We start from the raw sequence: 17,433 nt of genomic DNA, 5'->3' as shown, positions 1-17,433 counted from the left end.
CAAACAGTCTCCGCAAGACTCTCAGCCAGGTCACTTGAATCAGGCAGCAGAAAACTTAGTATCATTAATCGAATTCAAGACTTAAATAAGACTATTAACAAGTCTCAATTGCGACGTTAGCGACAGGCTTCGCCCCAACAAATCGTGCCCCTACATCAGTAGCTGCAAGCAAAAAGTGATCGCAATTTTGCGTTCAGCTCTTCGGCCCGCAAGGCGAATTCAAGAACTGCTCGAGCTCTGCACGAAGATCCAGTGCAAATTCATTTATTGCATTTAAGACACATGATAAGTCTCATATCGGGGTCCACCCAAGATCAGTTAGACGACTCTTTTTGCCTGTAGAGCTCCTTCAGCATCTGATAGGCCTCATTCAGCCGACGCATGGCTTCTGTCGACCCACCAGAGTCTGGGTGCACTTCCACCGCTTTGCGTTTGTAAGCATTACGAATCGATCGAAGCGTATGCGATTGGCCCGCTTGGGTTGGCAAATCCAGTTGCTTCAAGGCTCCATGCAACGTCATCGTCGACTCCAGCGTCTCGAATGAGGTCACTTTGCGACTTCGCTTAAAACGACTCACAAAGCGACGGATGAGCGTTGGGATTCGATCGGGAACGGAACCACTGGCGAAGGGATCTTCTAAGACAGCTGCAGCCACGATCACCTGTTCGAATCGCGGCGATGGAACCATCCATTCGGTGCAGTATTGCTGCATGGATTGATTCACCTGACTCCAGGTGAAGGTGCGTCCTTCACTGCCATCGATATGGGGCCAAATATCACGAGCCATCCAGAGCATCACCGCCTCCATCACGGTGGCTCCAGGGCTGGATCCATAGAGATTGATCCAGTGGTTCAATGCGACCTCAAACCATTGCTGCAGTTCCGATTCACGAATCACCGGAACGACGGGTATCTCTGCGCTGGCTTGGGGCGGAGTGCTCAGGCTTTCACGAATGGCACTGCTGCGTTTGCGCACAAAACCGGGAAGATCGATGCCACCGCCCGCGCTCGATGAGCGCTTTGGAGAAGTATCGAGATTGCGTTCCTGCTCGGTGGAACTGTTGGCCGAGACAGGTTCGATGCCGCCTTTAGACCCCACCAGCACAATCGCTCGGTCTTCGTCATAGCGAGGATGAAGGGGTTGCCCCTCTGTGAGACCAACCGGTGATGGTGCGGATGGGCGGTCACGCGAGGGTGATCCTGCGCTCGTCTCCTTCTCAGGGGAGTCGAAGTGCGGAGCCTCGACAACCGATGACTCCTGCTCCTCAGCGTCCGGCTGAAAAATTTCCTCAAGAAGACGGCGTAAACACTCACCTCTGGATCGAATCTTCCAATCTTTGCGAAGGCAGTCGATTTGTTCGACAAGCTCTTCAGGCAATTCCAGGCTGATGCGCTTGCCGCTCATAAACCTTTGCTGAACAAATCCACAAACACCCGATTACTGACCCTGAAGGCGACGCAGCCAGTCCTGCTGAGCGCGGATGGCTTCACGGTACCGCTGCTCCAGTGAATTGTTCACCCTCTGAGGCATGATTATTGCCGCTGGCATCAAAGACGAGCCACCGCCACGTGGTGACACGATCATTGGGGGTGGTGATAAGGGTTGCACCGGTTCGGTGCCAGGTTCTAGCTGTGGATCTGGCGTGGGTGTTGGCTCAACGTGCTGAGTGACCGCCGGCGGCGCCTGCTGTGGAGTCACAGTTCGCGTCTTGGATTCGCTGGCAGCCTGACGCGCAGCGTCCAGCATCTGTTCACGCTGGCGCAGGACTGCCAGTTGCGTCACGGGTACAACACTGAGCAAATGTCCCGGTGTGGCATCTGCTGGATAGACAAGACTGACCTTGACAAGATTATTGGTTCCTTCCTGAAGATTGAGATCAGAAATTGAAAGGCTTTGACCCGAACGCATTCCCACATGAACCTCTTTGTATCCCTCATCGGTTTGGATGCCGATGGAACCACGGAATGCTGTGAAGGGTGAGCGTCCTGCTGCAACTGGATGACTCAAGACCAATTCATGATCACCATCTCCGAAAAGATTCATTTCCACGTCAAATCTCACGCCATAAGTGCCAACGTTGTTGACAGCTGAATCAATCATGCGTGTGCTGAGTTGATTCACCTGAATATCGCGTGTTCCAAAATGGTGTTTGCTTGTGCTGGTTAAAGGCACGTGCAATGGACCTTGATCCAAATCGTGCTGAATCACTGCTGAATATTGATCACCGAGTGCAACGCCAGCAACGCGTGAAAACACCTGACCAGTTTCAATCTCACGAATACGATTTAAATAGATTCGGCCTGGAGCCAAACGACCTCGATCGAGAACAGCGATCAGGTCCTGTTCATTTCGCGTTTCCTCAGCAGCAACAACAGCCATGTGGAATGGGCCATTGCTTTGTCCACGCAACAAGCCGTTCATGATTCCCCGAGCTGGGAGAATAGTGCTGACAATCACTTTACTGCTGTTGGGAGGTATGACGATTTCCTGCGGCAGTTTGCGATCGAGCTCACCACGAAGAATTTGAACAGCCGTTGCATCTCCAGGTCCTGTATTCCATGGCCTGGGACCAAGAGGCTTGACACCCATCAGTTTGTTGGGGTGATACGGGGCTTCAAAGCTGTTTTTAACAGAACCTTCGCTAAAGGTCAGGGTGATTGGTCTTGATCCTGGATTGATTGCAATCGCAGCAACTGTTAGCAAGCCGCGATCACGCCTTCCGCCTAATTTACTTGAATCCTGTGGATAGTATTTATGGTGCATATGTACACCAAATGCACCGTTAAATGTGAACGTTGCATTATTGATAGGCTGATTATTTTCAAATGCGATGCCGCTGCCTGGTGCTGTGTTGACCAGGATGCCCGGGCCTTTCACTATTTCTGGCTGATTGGAGTGAAGAACGGGAATATTGTTGAAGCTGCCATTCAACGCCCTCGCGCGTTGGCCCGCCATGAGGGGGACGTATGCATGGGCGGGGAGAAACACCTGTGTCCCGGCTGTCGCGAGCGAGACGCCGATCAGGACCAATGCTGGGAAATTCTGAGACATTTGCGACCAGCAAGGGCGTCCCGAAGGACTCAAGTTCCAAACCTAATCGTCAGATGAAAAACCGCCAAGTCGGAACGAACGGCGCAACCAAAGCGGTCTTCTCGCCAGGATGGGAACACCGATGATCTTGGACTCATGTTTCCTTCATTTACCTGTGCTCCCTGTGCTGACGGTGATTGGGAGCGTCAACACAAAGAGAGGAAACTGCGCATGCTTCGCTTCTGGCGCGACGGACTGGAGCGTCAGATCGCAGCAGTCTCTGCAGCGATTTCCACATTGGAGCAACAAATCGAACGTGATCAATCCAGCCAGGGCTGAGTTCTGAGTTCATGTCTCAGGCTGTTCAGTCCTCGTTTCAAACGGCGCTGAACCGTCATGGCGCTGACGCCAATGCAGCGGCCGGCTTGTCTGAGGCTTTGCCCTTTCAAAACGACGTGGGTAACGGCTTGACGCTCCGGCTTGTCCAAATCGGCGAGGGCTGTCATCACTGCTCTGCTGCATTCAAGTTGTTCGGGCTTCGTTCTCACGGGTTCCATCGACAGCAGTTGGTCCAGATCACTGGTGATCAGTGAGCGTCGCTGCTTCGCCGCATTCATCACGATGGACGAATGCGATGCAGCCCCCTGATCTCGGCGTGGAATGCGCACCAAGGCCGCCCCATCTCTGAGGTAATGCAAGATTGCACCTCGGATATGGGGTTTGGCAAACGCCGCAAAGGGCACTGACCTGTTGGGTTCAAAGCGCTCAGCAGCCCGCAGGAGACCAAGCAAGCCCACCTGCCTGAGGTCTTCCTGGTCTTGTCCGCTTGACGCGGCGTAATGCCTCGCGACGGGGTCAACAATGGCCAGGTGTTGTTCAACCCTGGCATTGCGGTTTCTGTTCAACGTGTTCATCGGTCTGTCGGAAGGAACGCCTCGAAGGGGGTTCTTTCAGACAGTCACCACTGACATTGGGGTGTCATCCGTGAGATCACCAAGGGGGGAGACCACTTGTCGAAGCACTGCCTCGGCACCCTTGTGTTGCATCAAGGCCTGATCAGACTGGTCTGTGGCCAGGAGGTAACCAGCAAAGCCCAGTGCATTGATGCTGAATCCACACGCCTCCTCACATTTCCGCCGGATCAATGCCATCCAGGATTGCGTCAGCAACAGGTTGTAAGGCGCCTGTGGGAGCTCACAAGACTGCTTGCCACCCAAACCCAGTTCATTGCCCAAGTGGCGATACAGCGAATGCAGTTCCTTGGCTTCTTGACGCGGATCGATGTGACTTGGTCGCTTAGCGATCACGCAGCTTTGGGTGAGCGGGTCATCCATCCGTACCTTCTTGGCTGATCTGTCCTGAAGAAGACGTTCGAACCACTCGACGCGTGGGCAACTGCGTTCATTGGAGTCGCGGGGCAGCAGTTGAAGATGTCGATGCGGTTGACTCGCGCCAGCTAACGGTCCGCTGTTCAGAAACCAAAGACCGGTGCTGTCGTGGTCCACGCTCACCAAAGCTCTCCAGTCGTCCAGTGTGAGCCAATCCACCTGAGAGGCCCACTCCCGAGTGATGAGGAGCATGTGCCCGGTTTGGACCGGATATTTGTTGAGGATCAAAACGTGATCGTCCCCAACATCGTCAATCGCAAGCTCGGTGTCCCATGGCCGAAATGGATTGACCTTGGGACCTTCAATGCGGTGATGCTTGGGTAGTCGATCGTTCAGCACCCGCAATTCAAATTGATCGGCGCGCGGACCATTCAGCTTGATCCTCGAGGTGCTGAGTGGCACCAGAGCCTTCTGTCTCAGAGCATGCTCTGAACGCTCGAGCGCCCGTTTCCAGTAGGTCTGATCAACCATCCCGACGAATCCTCGCCAGTATTGCCCCGTTGTAATACCTCTCGAGAATCTGGATGTACGTGAGTCCCTGTTGGGCCAGCTTCTGAGCACCGTGCTGACTCATGCTCGCGCCAAGATGACCATGGGCTTGCTCCACGATGGTCTGAGTGGCTGCATACAGCGTTTCAACCAATCCACCTTGATGACTCAGGACGAGCCCTCGGGTGTCCTCCGTGGCCTTGAGCGTCCTCGCAGTTGAGCTTGCCTGACCTGCGTAGACCTGCCATCTGGTCGTATCACCGAGGTTCCAATCTGGACTGGCAGGACGGATCAGATGCACCAACGCGTAGGACCGGGCTGCAACGGCCTGCGCTTTTAAGGCTTCCTCGTTCCAGCCACTGGGCATTTCCGCACCCACCACGGAGGCGACATAACGCTCCATGTTGATCTCGTTCACTGCGATCCAGCCTTCGCCCCGGTTGATCAGATGGACGATCCCTCGATAAGTGCGTCCGTTGACCTTGACCGATCCCTCGGCCGTTCCACAGTGCAGCCAGGCTTCGGTCGTCCCCCTGAGCAGCTTTCTGAGAGTGACTGGAGACACCGGAGCACCTTCAGAGGTGCTGCAGGTTGTCCGACCCTGGGGTTGGACGATACGGACCGGGCGCTGACTGAGCAACGCGACCCGAAGCAGGGGGTCGATGGAGTAGCCGTCAGGTGAAATCGCATGAACGCTTGTCGTATCACGGACGCTTGCCCGATCGGTTGACTGGTGTGGAGAGCGGGTAGCGCTGTGATCGCCATTCACTAGAGCACTGAGCATCGCATCGGTTTCCAATGACGATGACCAGACGGTCAATCCATCCGTGAGCACGACGACGGATGCCGCAGCGGCCACACTCGCGGTCAGCGTTAGCAACAGTGGCTGGATTAAACGCATATCCGCTGCAGCGGCGTTGGAATCATGCCTCAACTGAGCTCAGCTGGCTGGCAAGGACGCGCATTGGTGGTCGGCGGTGGAGGGATTGGACGCGCCTTGCGTCAGCAATTGGCAGCGCGGTGTCCTGCTCTTGACGTGACTCTGGTCACACGCTGTCCGACGACCAATGACGAGTGGCCTCTCGATCTGGAATCCGATGACAGCCTCGCGTCACTCACCGATCGTCTCCGAGACGCTTCACAGCCCTTGCGCCTGGTGTTCAACGCCACTGGACGACTGCATGGTCCTTCCATCCAGCCGGAAAAACGATTGCAGCAGGTTCAGTCGGCAGCATTGGTCGAGTCGTTTCGGATCAATGCTGCAGGCCCGCTCCTGCTCGCGAAAGCGATTGAGCCTGCTCTGAACAGAAATCAACCCTTCCACTTCGCAAGCCTTAGTGCTCGCGTCGGCAGCATCGGCGATAACCGCAGTGGTGGATGGTATGCCTATCGCAGCGCGAAGGCTGCACAGAACATGATGCTGCGCTGCCTGAGCCTGGAATGGTCACGACGGTTTCCGATGGCAACGGTGACGCTTCTGCATCCTGGAACCACCGACACCAGCTTGTCCAAACCGTTTCAGAGCTTTGTCCCTAAGGAGCAATTGTTTAGCCCTGAACGTGCTGCCGGTCATCTCGTCGATGTCCTGATGGAGCAGGCTCCTGAGCACACGGGTCAGTTTCTGGCCTGGGACGGTCAGGTCATCCCCTGGTAGGTGCAGGCTTTCAGTACTTCAAGGGGAATCACATCCGTGGCGCTCATCGCTGTGGCTTCAAGCCTCACGGGTGGGGCCATTCCATCGTCGTAGGCCTGTTTCCAACGCGGAGCGCAGACACACCAGTGATCGCCCGGTTGGAGCCCGGGGAAGGAGAAGGCTGGCACCGGCGTACTGAGGTCGTTGCCCTGGGCTTTGCTGTAGCTGAGAAAGCTTTCGGTCATCACACAGCAGACGCTGTGTTGTCCGAGATCGGCAACATCCGTCCGACAGAAACCATCGCGAAACCATCCGGTCATCGGTTCGCATCCGCAGAGCTCGAGGGGAGAGCCGAGAACGTTCAGATCGCTGTTCTGATCTTTGTTCTGGGCAGATGACTCGGAGCTCATGATGATGCAGAAACCCCCAGGAGTCTGCCGAAGGAGTGGCACATTGCGCGACAAGGTGGTTGACGGATCCCGGGGGCAAGGCGTTAAAGGTCAATCAGTTATGCCTCCTCGATGGATTGGGAGTTCACTGAAGACGCGGCGTTTCTCGCCCTCTGCGATGCCTTCCGCGAAAGCGGAGAGTCCTCGGCCATCGAGTTTCTGGCCAATGGGGAAGGGGCATTCCATTTCCAGGATCTCGCGCAAAATGCTGCGGGAGAGGGAATTGACCTCAGCGAGTCAAGTGCTCTTGACGAGTTTCAACAGGAAGTGATCGACACGATGGAGAAGCTCTGCCAGGACTGAGCGGCAGAGCTCCATCCAATGACGGCTCGGGTCAGCCGTAGAAGAAGCTGATTTCCTTGTCTTTCAGACCCTCCCAGCCTGCAGCGATCAGGCGCCCATTCAGGGTTTTCTGATCGAAATGCTTGGCGCCGGTACGAACCACACGGTTGCGCATCGATTTGCGCACACCACTGCGTTTGCGCTGGCCTTCGAGATCCATCACCTCTCGATAGAGCGTCAGCATCTCAGCGGGGAGAGAAGACCCGTCGAGGTCGATGCCTGCAGCAATGGCCTTATCGATGGCGTCAGGCCCACTCAGATCCATGGTGGTTCAACAGATGATGGCCGGAGCAGTCTGCAGCAGCCAGCGTTGTGGATTCAGGATCCTTGCACTAGGCGCTGAAGTAACGCGCCGTGCTGTGCAGTGCCACCAAAGCCGTGGTGCTCTGCTCTGGATGCAATTGGTCGCTTTCATCCATTTTGAGGCCGATCCGATCAGCACCTAACCAGAGCAGTTGCTGCCGCGAATCTGCCACGTTGGGACATGCCGGGTACCCGAAGGAATAGCGACTGCCCCGATAACGCTGAGCCAGAACATCGCGTAGAGCCATTCCCTGGGCGTCAGCAAAGCCACATTCTCGGCGGATACGGGCATGAGTCCATTCGGCCAGTGCCTCGGCCATCTGAACTGCAAGTCCATGGAAGTAGAGATAGTCGCTGTAGGAATCGGCTTCAAACAGACGCTGAGCGAACAGCGAGGCCTGTTCACCCATGGTGACCGCCTGCATGGGCAAAACGTCCGTGGGGCGTCCATTGTCGAGATCACGGTAGAAATCGGCGATGCAGTATCTGTTTCCACCTCGCTGTCGGGGAAGCGCGAAGCGTCCTAGCTGAGAGGATCCACTCGGATCAAAAACAACCACATCATTTCCATCACGACCGCAGGGGAAATAGCCGTAGGCCACTGCCGGTTGCAGCAGACGTTCATCGATGGATCGCCTGAGCCACTGTTGAAGAACCGGCTCAGCCTTCGCTTCGAGATCAGCCTCATAAGCTTCGCGTGATTGGCCTTTGGCTTTACGTATCTGCCACTGGCCTGCGAACAAGGCCTGCCGATCGAGATAAGCAATCACCTCGTTGAGGGGAATCTCCGATTCACCCTGCAAAACCTTTGAACCAAGGAAAGTAGGCTGAACAGAGACCTCCTCAGGAACTGTGGTCGAACGCTCAGTGCTGATCGGTTGCGATGCTGCAGCGCTGGCTTGATCGGCGTCGCCGTCACTGTTGGATGGTGACGTTGCGCTGTCGTTTTCAAAAGTGTTGTCACCTCCAAGAGAGATCCCCTCGGGCGTGCCGTTCAAAAATCCTTGAATGTTGTCCCAACTGTCAGCCTGCTGAGCTTCGACATAGGCATCCATGAATCGAAGATCAGTGAAGGCGTCACGGCCGTAAATCACTTTTCCGTTGTAAACCTCGCTGCAGTCTTTGTTTACAAATCGCGGGGTTAAAGCCGCTCCTCCGAGCACTACGGGAACATTAATTCCCGCCTCATTGAATGCCGATAAATTGTCTTTCATGAAGGCCGTTGATTTCACCAACAAGCCGCTCATGGCGATGCAGTCAGCCTGATGTTCCTGCTGTGCAGCAATGATGGCCCCAACATCCTGTTTGATCCCCAGATTGATCACCTCATAGCCATTATTGGTGAGAATGATGTCAACAAGATTTTTGCCGATGTCATGAACGTCTCCTTTAACGGTAGCGATCAAGAATTTTGCCTTCGCAGATCTCTCTCCGTCAGTTTTCTCCATGTGAGGTTCTAGAAAAGCCACAGCGGCTTTCATTGTTTCTGCCGATTGCAAAACGAAAGGAAGTTGCATCTGACCTGAGCCAAATAGCTCTCCGACCACCTTCATGCCATCGAGAAGGTAAGTGTTAACTATTTCGAGAGGCTTGTACTGGCCAAGTCCTTCGGTTAGGGCATCCTCAAGGCCAATCCTTTCTCCATCAATGATGTGTTGCTTCAGGCGCTCTTCCACCGGCAGATCGGCCAGCGATGGCCCGGAGGAGCGTGCGTCCTTGGTTGAAACACCTTCAAACAGCGTTGTGAGCTCTGTCAGTGGATCGTAGGTACAGACATCACCATCAAAGCGACGAGAATCATTGATGAGATCCCGGCAGACCAGTTGATGGGCTTCGTCGATCTTGATCAAGGGCAGGATCTTGGCCGGCGAGACGATCGCGGCATCCATGCCAGCTTCGCAGCAGTCATGAAGAAACACTGAATTGAGCGTAATGCGTGCTGCAGGGGAAAGACCGAAACTCACATTGGATACACCTAGAACCACATGGACACCGGGAAGTTCGCTGCGAATTCTTCGGATAGCCTCGATGGTTTCGATGCCGTTGCGGCGATCTTCCTCAATTCCTGTTGAGATTGGCAGTGCCAGAGGGTCGTAGAAAATTTCTCTAGCGGGGATACCGAATTCCACGGCATCGCGATAAGCACGTTTTGCGATGGCAACCTTTTTCTCGGCCGTTCTCGCCATGCCATCTTCATCAATGGTGCCGATGACAACACCAGCACCGTAACGACGCGCAAGTTCTAAAACTTTGAAAAATCGTTCGTCACCGTCTTCGTAGTTAGTGGAGTTGAGAATGCACTTGCCTCCAGCGACCTTCAATCCCGCTTCCATCTTCTGCCACTCAGTGGAGTCGAGCATCAGAGGAAGATCCACGTTCGTGACCACACGGTTCACCAACGCGTGCATGTCTTTTTCCCCATCACGGCCGACGTAGTCGACGTTGACATCGAGGACGTGGGCATTTTCCTTGACCTGTCCGCGCGCGACGGCCACAAGTCCGTCCCAGTCTTCCTCATTGAGCAGCTCACGAACTTTTTTTGATCCGCTGGCGTTCAGCCGTTCTCCAATGATCAGGAACGAATTGTCCTGAAAGTAAGGAGTGGAGCCGTAGATCGAGGAAACGGCGGGCTCGTAATTGAATTGTTGGCGTTCGTGGTGATGTTTCCTCACATCCCTGTGAGCCGGAGTCAATTCGGTAGAGATCTCTGAGAGCGATTGAATGTGGGCAGGAGTGGTGCCACAGCATCCCCCGATGACCTGCACGCCAAGATCCTGCACGAAGTGCATCAACTGCATCTTCAACTCAATCGGAGTGAGTCGGTAATGCGCTACGCCGCCGATGTTCTCCGGTAGTCCTGCATTGGGGATGCAACTCACCACAAAAGGGGAGTGTTCGGACAGATATTTGATGTGCTCCTTCATCTGTTCCGGGCCCGTGGCGCAATTCAGGCCAAGAACGTCGATCGGAAAGGGTTCCAGGATCGACACAACCGCTGCGATGTCGGACCCCACCAGCATCGTTCCGGTGGTCTCCATGGTCACAGAGACCATCAGCGGCCGACGTTGGCCACTGACCTCAAAGGCATCCTCGACGCCCTGTAGCGCCGCCTTGATCTGAAGGACGTCCTGACAGGTTTCGATGATGAACAGATCGACATTGCCAGCGAGCAGCCCGGCGGCCTGATCGCGGAAGGATTCGCGCAGGGTGTCGAAATCAATGTGCCCGAGGGTCGGCAACTTCGTGGTCGGCCCCATGGACCCAGCGACAAAACGTGGTTTGTCAGTCGTGCTGTATTGGTCGGCCATCTCCCGAGCCAGTTCTGCTGCACGCTTGTTCAAGGCGAAGGCGTGATCTTCCAGCCCGTATTCCGCAAGAACGACGGATGCAGCACCAAAGGTGTCTGTCTCGATCACATCGCAGCCCGCATCAAGAAACTGTCGATGCACAGCCTGGACTGCATCGGGCCTGGTGATCACCAAATTTTCGTTGCAGCCCTCCAGGGCTTCTCCACCGAAATCATCGGCACTGAGATCCAGCTGCTGCAGGGAAGTCCCAGTGGCTCCGTCAAACACCAGCACCGGTCGACTTGGGTCGTGAAGTCGCTTGAGAAAGCGGGAGGATTCGGTGATGGTGTTGTTCTGGACTGCCTGCATCAACGCGATTTCGATCCAACCATCCTAAGAACCGTCGGCTCTGATGTTCGTGGCGTGAAGCCTTCCTGGGTGGTGAGAGAACCTCTCAGCCGTCCAATTCAATCCGGGTTACCCAGTGGGCGAATTCCTCGTCTCGCCCCTCGGTGATGGCCACCAGCTTGGTCCTCAGCGCCTCCATTAGCGGACGACGGTCGGAAAGGACCGTCGATTCCAATTGGCGGATCGGACTGATTTTGGCCGCGGTTCCTGTCAGGAAGACCTCGTCCGCGATGAACAATTCGGTTTTGTCAACGGGACGTTCGATCACTTCGATGCCCATGCTTTTGGCCAGTTCAATCACGCTGGCCCGCGTGATGCCCTCAAGAATGTCCTGATCAACGCCAGGTGTGATCAGCGTTCCATCGCGAACGATGAACAGGTTCATGCCACTGGCCTCACTCACCTTGCCCCGGGTGTTCATCAGTAAGGCTTCATCGAATCCGCTGGCCACAGCTTCTGTTTTGGCCAGGGAGCTGGTGATGTAGGCACCACTGATTTTTCCGCGCAGCGGCAGGGAACGATCTTCCTGCCGAGTCCAGCTGCTGATGCGGCAGCTCACTCCCTCCGGTGAGAGATAGTCCCCAAGCTCCAGTCCATAGATCAGAAAATCGGTTTCGATGTTGTGCAGCCTCGGGGCGATGCCAAGGTCACTGGTGTAAACGAAGGGACGCAGATAAATCGGAGTGGATGGCTTGTTGGCCCGGAGCATGGCCGTGAGCGCTTCCATCACGGTCTGTTCTGTGAGCTCCGCTAGCAGCAGTCGGGCACTCTGCGACAGGCGCCTGGCATGCCGGTCAGGCCGGAACAGCAGCATGCCTCCTGGTTGTTTTGGATCGGGAATGGCGCGCATTCCACCGAAGGCTCCAGTTCCGTAGTGGAGGGCATGGGTCGCCACTGACACCTTGGCGTCCTCGAAAGGAACGCAGCGTCCCTGGAACCAGGCGTATGGGAGGAACTGATGCATCGCAGTGGATCCGTTGACCAGATCTTCTCACCCGTCAGTTCCCGATCGCTGCCTGCTCTGGAGAATGGAGTGATGCATCGCCTTAGCAGCCTCCCAGGAGCCGACACCGACGGGCCGATGGCCTATGTCGAACAGCCGAGCGCTGCGGTGATGTTTCTCACGAGCGCTAGTTCCGACATCTCCGCTCTGGCGAAGGTTCTGGATGACGCCAGCGACGATCGCTGGGTGGATGCCATCCGAGCCTTGCCCCTGGATGCCCTCATACATCCCGCACAAATTGATCACTACCTGTCGGAGTGCACCCAAGTCACTCAGCTCATCGTGGTGCGACTCCTGGGTGGTCGAGGGCACTGGTCCTACGGACTGGAGCAGTGTCGTCTCTGGCAGCAGGCAGCCCCCAACCGCCAGTTGCTGGTGCTGTCTGGCACCAACGACCAGGAACGGGATCTGCATCCGCTCGGCAGTGTGTCCCTGCGCCTTGCCCATTCCATGGCAGCACTCTTGCGTGAGGGTGGTGCGGAGAATTTGCGCAGCTGGCTGCTGGGAGTTGAGTGGATCCTTAGCTCGCTGTCAGCTGCTTCCACTGCAGCTGAGGGCTCTGCCACTGATTCTTCTGCAACGGACGGACCGGACCTCCAAGTGATCGCGTCACCGGATCCTGATCCGTTCGACTGGCGCTCAGAACCTGGGGCCCGCGTTGGTGTTCTTTTTTACAGGGCCCATCGGCAATCTGCTGATGTCCAGTGGTGCGAAGCCCTGCTCTCCACACTGCGCCAGCGCGGTCTGGCACCACGAGCGCTCTGGGTTAGCAGCCTTCGTGATGCCGCTGTTCAAGAGGCAGTGCAGCGGCTTTATCAACAGCAGACGGTTGAGGTGGTGATCACGGCCACATCCTTCGCATCGGTTCAGTTTTCTGAAGCTGGATTCGGCGCTCCGCTTTGGGATCAGCTGGATCGACCGGTCTTGCAGATGCTCAGTTCAGGGCGACCACGCGATCGCTGGATCAACTCATTCCAAGGACTTGATCCGGTTGATTTATCCCTCCAGGTGGTCCTTCCCGAGCTCGATGGTCGGGTAACCACCCGCATCGGTGCTTTTCGTGAAGTGGACCATGCTGATCCACACCTGTGCACAGCAGTGAAACGGCTGGAGCCAGATTCAGATGGCTTGGCCTGGATTGCCGACCACGTCAGTAGTTGGTGTGAGCTCCGGTCCACTCCCGTTCAAGAGCGTCGACTGGGGTTGGTGCTGGCCAATTACCCCCTGCGCAATGGACGTCTGGCCAATGGCGTCGGCTTGGACACTCCAGCGAGTTGTCTGAACATCCTGCGCTGGCTCAAGAGCGCCGGTTTCGACCTTGGTCAGCACTCGCTTCCAGAGAGTTCAGATGCGCTGATGGCAAGCGTGCTTGCCGGGCGGACCAATGATCCTGAAAGTGATCACAGGCCACCATTAACCCATTTGCCGTTGAGGGATTACATGGCCTGGTGGAACGCGTTGCCCGAAGCCGCAAGAGCACCGATCCAGACCCGTTGGGGTGATCCGGAATCAGCTGAAGACCTGGAACGAGAAGGATTTGCAATCCATGGGGTGACTTTCGGGCACGTGGTGGTGTTGGTACAGCCCAGTCGGGGCTACGACCCAGATCAGCTCAGTGATCTGCATTCGCCGGATCTTCCACCACCCCATCGCTACCTGGCGCAGTACCTCTGGCTTCGCCAGAAGCACCGGTGCCAGTTGATGGTGCACGTTGGTAAGCACGGCAGTGCTGAGTGGCTGCCTGGCAAATCCATTGGTTTGAGTTCAGCCTGTGCGCCTGCTTTGGCCTTAGGAACCATCCCTAATGTGTACCCCTTTATCGTCAACGATCCCGGCGAGGGCTCTCAGGCCAAGCGACGTGGTCAGGCGGTGATCATTGACCACCTCACACCACCCTTGGGTCGTGCGGGACTGCACGGGGATTTGCTGTCGCTGGAATCTCTGCTCGATGAGTACATCGAAGCGCGTCAGCTGGGTGCAACACGCTGTGAACGGCTCGAAGTGCAGCTCGTGGAGCTGTTGGAGCAGCTGCGATGGCCATCGCTGGCCAAACAACGATCGGAACCTGGCCAGCAACCCGATATTCCATTGCTCCTTGAGCAGGTTGAGACGTATCTCTGCGAACTCAAAGAAGCTCAGATCCGCACGGGTCTGCATCGTCTTGGCGAACCGGCGGAACCCTCAAAACTGGCTGAATTGCTGCTGGCCATCGCACGATCTCCGGCACCGGATCGGCCTGGGCTCACCCAATGGATGGCGACATGTCTTGGTCTTCGCTGCGATCCATGGTGCGACGAGGATGGAGCACGTCTCGAACCGGAGGACAGACACATCCTGCAGCGCTGCGGATGTGAATCACCGCGTCGTATGAGCGATGCCGTCGAGTGGATTGAAGCGCAGGCCACGGAACTTCTGCTGGTGTTGACGCAGGACATGAACAGCGCCAATGGTGCGGATTCGACCTCACTGCTCCCCTGTTTTCGCAAACAACTCGAATCGAGTCCCCTACCGGACCCTCTGCAGTTCATCAAGACGGATCTCTGGCCTCGTCTCACAGCATGTGCACAACGGGAGCGGGATGCACTGCTAGCGGCTGCCCACGGTCAGCGCGTGCCGGCTGGTCCGTCAGGTGCACCCACCCGCGGGCGGGACGATGTGCTTCCGACGGGTCGCAATTTTTACTCTGTGGACCTGCGAGGGCTTCCGACGGAAGCGGCTTGGGATCTTGGTCGGCGCAGCGCGGAGCAACTGGTGGAGCTCTATGAGCTGGAAGAAGGCGAACCGCTTCGCCACCTGGCTCTATCCGTCTGGGGAACCGCCACCATGCGCAATGGTGGGGAAGACATCGCGCAGATGTTCGCTCTGCTTGGCATCCGACCGGTCTGGGATGGTCCGACCCGACGCCTGGTGGATCTGGAAGTGATTCCTGTCTCGCTCCTTGGTCGTCCGCGCGTGGATGTGACCTTGCGCATGTCCGGCCTGTTCCGCGACGCCTTTCCCCAGTTGCTGGGCTGGGTCAACCGCGCTCTGGAGATGGTGGCTGCACTGGATGAAACCACTCAAGACAACCCTTTAGCCGCACTCACCCGCGCCAGTGGCCCTCAGTCCCGGTTATTCGGTTCAGCGCCGGGTTCCTATGGAGCAGGCCTCCAGGCCTTGATCGATTCCGGTCAGTGGGAGCGACGTGACGACTTGGGAGAGGCTTACGTGGCCTGGAGCGCCTGGCGTTACGACGGCACTGCCACAGCTCATCGCGATCGTGATGGTTTGGAATCGGCTTTGAAGTCCGTCCAGGTGGTTCTCCACAACCAGGACAACCGTGAGCATGATCTGCTCGACTCTGACGATTACTACCAGTTTCAGGGAGGCCTGTCGGCTGCTGTGTCCAAGGTCAGCGGCAAAACGCCCAGCCTGATGTTTGCGGATCATTCCCGTCGGGAACGCTTACGCATCCATGCATTGGACCGAGAGATCGACAAGGTGGTGCGCAGCCGCCTGCTTAATCCCCGCTGGATTGAGGGCATGAAACAGCACGGTTACAAGGGAGCTTTTGAGATGGGGGCAAGCCTGGATTATCTGTTTGCTTATGACGCCACGACAGGGGTGGTGCCCGATTGGTGCTACGAACAGATCGCCGAGCGCTGGCTGCTCGATGCTGATGTGCGTGCCTTTCTGCTCAATTGCAACCCATGGGTGCTCCGGGACATGGCGGAACGCTGCCTTGAAGCCTCAACACGCCAGCTTTGGAGCGATGCAGATCCATCCCAACTGGATGCAATCCGCACGGTGCTGCTCGATTCCGAACGTGCCGTTGAAGCCGGTGGCCTCAACGGCTAGAGCAGACTCAGTTGTTGAGATCGCGCACCATCGCCCGGAATGGATCGATCGATCCGGCTGCCGTGCTCTTGCTGCTAGAGGCCGGGGATGAGGCCGTGACTTCTTCCTTGGGTTTCAACTCTTCCTTGCGTGCCACGGGGGCTGCATCCTTCGCTGAAGGCGTATTCACACCGGCCTGGGTCAGCGCACTTCCTTTGAGCTTCTGATCCAGTTCGGCCTGGGTCATCGTCTCGGCAAAGGTCTTCTTCACGGGTTTGGGAATCCCGTCTTTGATGACACTGGTCTCTTCGCGAACGACCTTGACGTCGCCGAGGCCCTCACTGCGTGTATCAACCTTGAGGTCCATGGCATCCACCTCAGTGACCAACTCCTTGCCACCGGGATTGTCGAGAGTGCCGGGGAAGGTGCGACGGATCGTCTTGGCTTCGCGCATGTAATCGCGATTCCCAAGGGATGAGGAGCTGTCGCTGTCGAGGAAAAAGGCTTCAGGCTTGGGTTTCTCTGCCTTCGGGCCGCGCGATGGCTCGTTTTGATCCGATTTGGAATTGAGCAGACGATCGAGGAAACCCATACCCACGGTCAGGGACGTTTGTCGAACTTAGCGACCTTCCAGGTCAACCCCGTGGGTGTCGGTGCCACACGTACGCAAAAGGCCAAGGTTCTTCAAGCGTTGGTCGATGGCTTCGCACACCACCGGAGACCAGCTCCAGCGGGGTTGCATCTCGTAGTCATACCAAGCCTCACCGCCATCAAAACCAAGGTCTGCCGCTGCATCAATCAGCTCTGAAAAACCCAATCGATAGCGCGCTGGATGCGCAAGAATCGCCAATCCACCGGCGTCATGGATGGCGCCACAAACACTGTCTGCCCGCAGTGCTTCTCCAACCGCAGCATCACCGCGGTTGTAGACCGCCAGAGCTGGATGGCCGTGTTCGAATCCGAGTGCCAACACATGCACGAGGCAACCACGGAGGATCGCGCTGATCTCCATACCCGTCCATAGCTTGGGAACAGGGAGTCCCTGGTCTTGCTGTTTGGAAAGCCAGTCCTGCATGAGCGCATAGGACGCACTCGAATGGTGATCCGTCACCGCCAGGTGTTGAAGGCCATTGGCGCTGGCCTGGCGGATGAGATCGCACGGTTCGAGGCTGCCATCGCTGCAGAGCGTATGGCAGTGAAAATTCAAGTCGCCTGGACAGCTCTCCGGACCGATGGTTTCCAGAACTGAGGTCAGTGGGTGGCGATTCAGGACCATGGGCTGG

General features: G+C 56.6%; 15 protein-coding genes. 4 read left to right on the top strand and 11 right to left on the bottom strand.

Annotated elements, in window-relative coordinates; genetic code table 11:
• Positions 1-314: 314 nt before the first annotated feature.
• The gene (locus tag SynA1560_RS07860; protein ID WP_186500030.1) at positions 315-1,406 is read right to left on the bottom strand and encodes a ribbon-helix-helix protein, CopG family; all 1,092 of its coding nucleotides are present in this window, start codon (positions 1,404-1,406) and stop codon (positions 315-317) included.
• Positions 1,407-1,439: 33 nt separating this feature from the next.
• Positions 1,440-2,957, bottom strand: coding sequence for a DUF3370 domain-containing protein (locus tag SynA1560_RS07855; RefSeq protein WP_255476876.1), 1,518 nt, complete (start codon positions 2,955-2,957; stop codon positions 1,440-1,442).
• A 231-nt stretch (positions 2,958-3,188) separates the two neighbouring features.
• Between SynA1560_RS07855 and SynA1560_RS07850 the strand changes: the two genes are divergently transcribed.
• On the top strand, positions 3,189-3,371 hold the full coding sequence (locus SynA1560_RS07850; protein ID WP_186468796.1) for a hypothetical protein: 183 nt from the start codon (positions 3,189-3,191) through the stop codon (positions 3,369-3,371).
• On the opposite strand, the gene SynA1560_RS07845 is transcribed toward SynA1560_RS07850, so the two are convergent.
• Genes SynA1560_RS07845 through SynA1560_RS07835 form a run of 3 tightly spaced genes read right to left on the bottom strand, consistent with a single transcriptional unit; the run spans position 3,353 to position 5,810 of the window.
• Positions 3,353-3,946 carry a sigma-70 family RNA polymerase sigma factor gene (locus tag SynA1560_RS07845; protein WP_186500023.1) on the bottom strand — a complete coding sequence of 198 codons (594 nt, stop codon included), beginning with the start codon at positions 3,944-3,946 and terminating at the stop codon, positions 3,353-3,355. The two genes, SynA1560_RS07850 and SynA1560_RS07845, sit on opposite strands and share 19 nt — an antisense overlap.
• Before the next feature lie 36 nt (positions 3,947-3,982).
• The gene (locus SynA1560_RS07840; protein WP_186500021.1) at positions 3,983-4,891 is read right to left on the bottom strand and encodes an ATP adenylyltransferase; all 909 of its coding nucleotides are present in this window, start codon (positions 4,889-4,891) and stop codon (positions 3,983-3,985) included.
• Positions 4,884-5,810 carry a SpoIID/LytB domain-containing protein gene (locus SynA1560_RS07835; protein WP_186500019.1) on the bottom strand — a complete coding sequence of 309 codons (927 nt, stop codon included), beginning with the start codon at positions 5,808-5,810 and terminating at the stop codon, positions 4,884-4,886. Before SynA1560_RS07835 ends, SynA1560_RS07840 begins: the two co-directional genes overlap by 8 nt.
• Before the next feature lie 24 nt (positions 5,811-5,834).
• On the opposite strand from SynA1560_RS07835, the gene SynA1560_RS07830 reads away from it, so the two are divergent.
• Positions 5,835-6,563: an SDR family NAD(P)-dependent oxidoreductase gene (locus SynA1560_RS07830; RefSeq protein ID WP_186468792.1), complete on the top strand. Its 729-nt coding sequence runs from the start codon at positions 5,835-5,837 to the stop codon at positions 6,561-6,563.
• On the opposite strand, the gene SynA1560_RS07825 is transcribed toward SynA1560_RS07830, so the two are convergent.
• On the bottom strand, positions 6,545-6,952 hold the full coding sequence (locus SynA1560_RS07825; RefSeq protein ID WP_186500016.1) for a DUF2237 family protein: 408 nt from the start codon (positions 6,950-6,952) through the stop codon (positions 6,545-6,547). The two genes, SynA1560_RS07830 and SynA1560_RS07825, sit on opposite strands and share 19 nt — an antisense overlap.
• Positions 6,953-7,063: 111 nt before the next feature.
• Between SynA1560_RS07825 and SynA1560_RS07820 the strand changes: the two genes are divergently transcribed.
• Positions 7,064-7,294 carry a hypothetical protein gene (locus tag SynA1560_RS07820; protein WP_011933185.1) on the top strand — a complete coding sequence of 77 codons (231 nt, stop codon included), beginning with the start codon at positions 7,064-7,066 and terminating at the stop codon, positions 7,292-7,294.
• A 31-nt stretch (positions 7,295-7,325) separates the two neighbouring features.
• Here the strand turns inward: SynA1560_RS07820 and SynA1560_RS07815 are convergent, their stop codons facing one another.
• From SynA1560_RS07815 to SynA1560_RS07805, 3 genes are all read right to left on the bottom strand, one after another.
• Positions 7,326-7,598 (bottom strand): DUF4090 family protein, encoded by a 273-nt coding sequence (locus tag SynA1560_RS07815; RefSeq protein ID WP_186468790.1) that lies wholly within the window; start codon positions 7,596-7,598, stop codon positions 7,326-7,328.
• A gap of 67 nt (positions 7,599-7,665) precedes the next feature.
• Positions 7,666-11,292, bottom strand: coding sequence for a methionine synthase (metH, locus tag SynA1560_RS07810; RefSeq protein WP_186500014.1), 3,627 nt, complete (start codon positions 11,290-11,292; stop codon positions 7,666-7,668).
• Between the two features lie 85 nt (positions 11,293-11,377).
• On the bottom strand, positions 11,378-12,295 hold the full coding sequence (locus tag SynA1560_RS07805; protein WP_186468788.1) for a branched-chain amino acid transaminase: 918 nt from the start codon (positions 12,293-12,295) through the stop codon (positions 11,378-11,380).
• Between the two features lie 72 nt (positions 12,296-12,367).
• Between SynA1560_RS07805 and cobN the strand changes: the two genes are divergently transcribed.
• The gene (cobN, locus tag SynA1560_RS07800; RefSeq protein WP_186501613.1) at positions 12,368-16,171 is read left to right on the top strand and encodes a cobaltochelatase subunit CobN; all 3,804 of its coding nucleotides are present in this window, start codon (positions 12,368-12,370) and stop codon (positions 16,169-16,171) included.
• Between the two features lie 7 nt (positions 16,172-16,178).
• Here the strand turns inward: cobN and SynA1560_RS07795 are convergent, their stop codons facing one another.
• Together SynA1560_RS07795 and SynA1560_RS07790 are read right to left on the bottom strand one after the other, a co-directional pair.
• Positions 16,179-16,742 (bottom strand): hypothetical protein, encoded by a 564-nt coding sequence (locus tag SynA1560_RS07795; RefSeq protein ID WP_186468787.1) that lies wholly within the window; start codon positions 16,740-16,742, stop codon positions 16,179-16,181.
• Positions 16,743-16,769: 27 nt separating this feature from the next.
• Positions 16,770-17,426: a PHP domain-containing protein gene (locus tag SynA1560_RS07790; RefSeq protein WP_186500013.1), complete on the bottom strand. Its 657-nt coding sequence runs from the start codon at positions 17,424-17,426 to the stop codon at positions 16,770-16,772.
• Positions 17,427-17,433 lie beyond the last annotated feature (7 nt).

Origin of the sequence: Synechococcus sp. A15-60 (assembly GCF_014280095.1) — a bacterium.
GTDB lineage: Bacteria > Cyanobacteriota > Cyanobacteriia > PCC-6307 > Cyanobiaceae > Synechococcus_C.
Note: the sequence above shows the minus strand (reverse complement) of the source record. Positions and strands in the feature narration are given on the sequence as shown.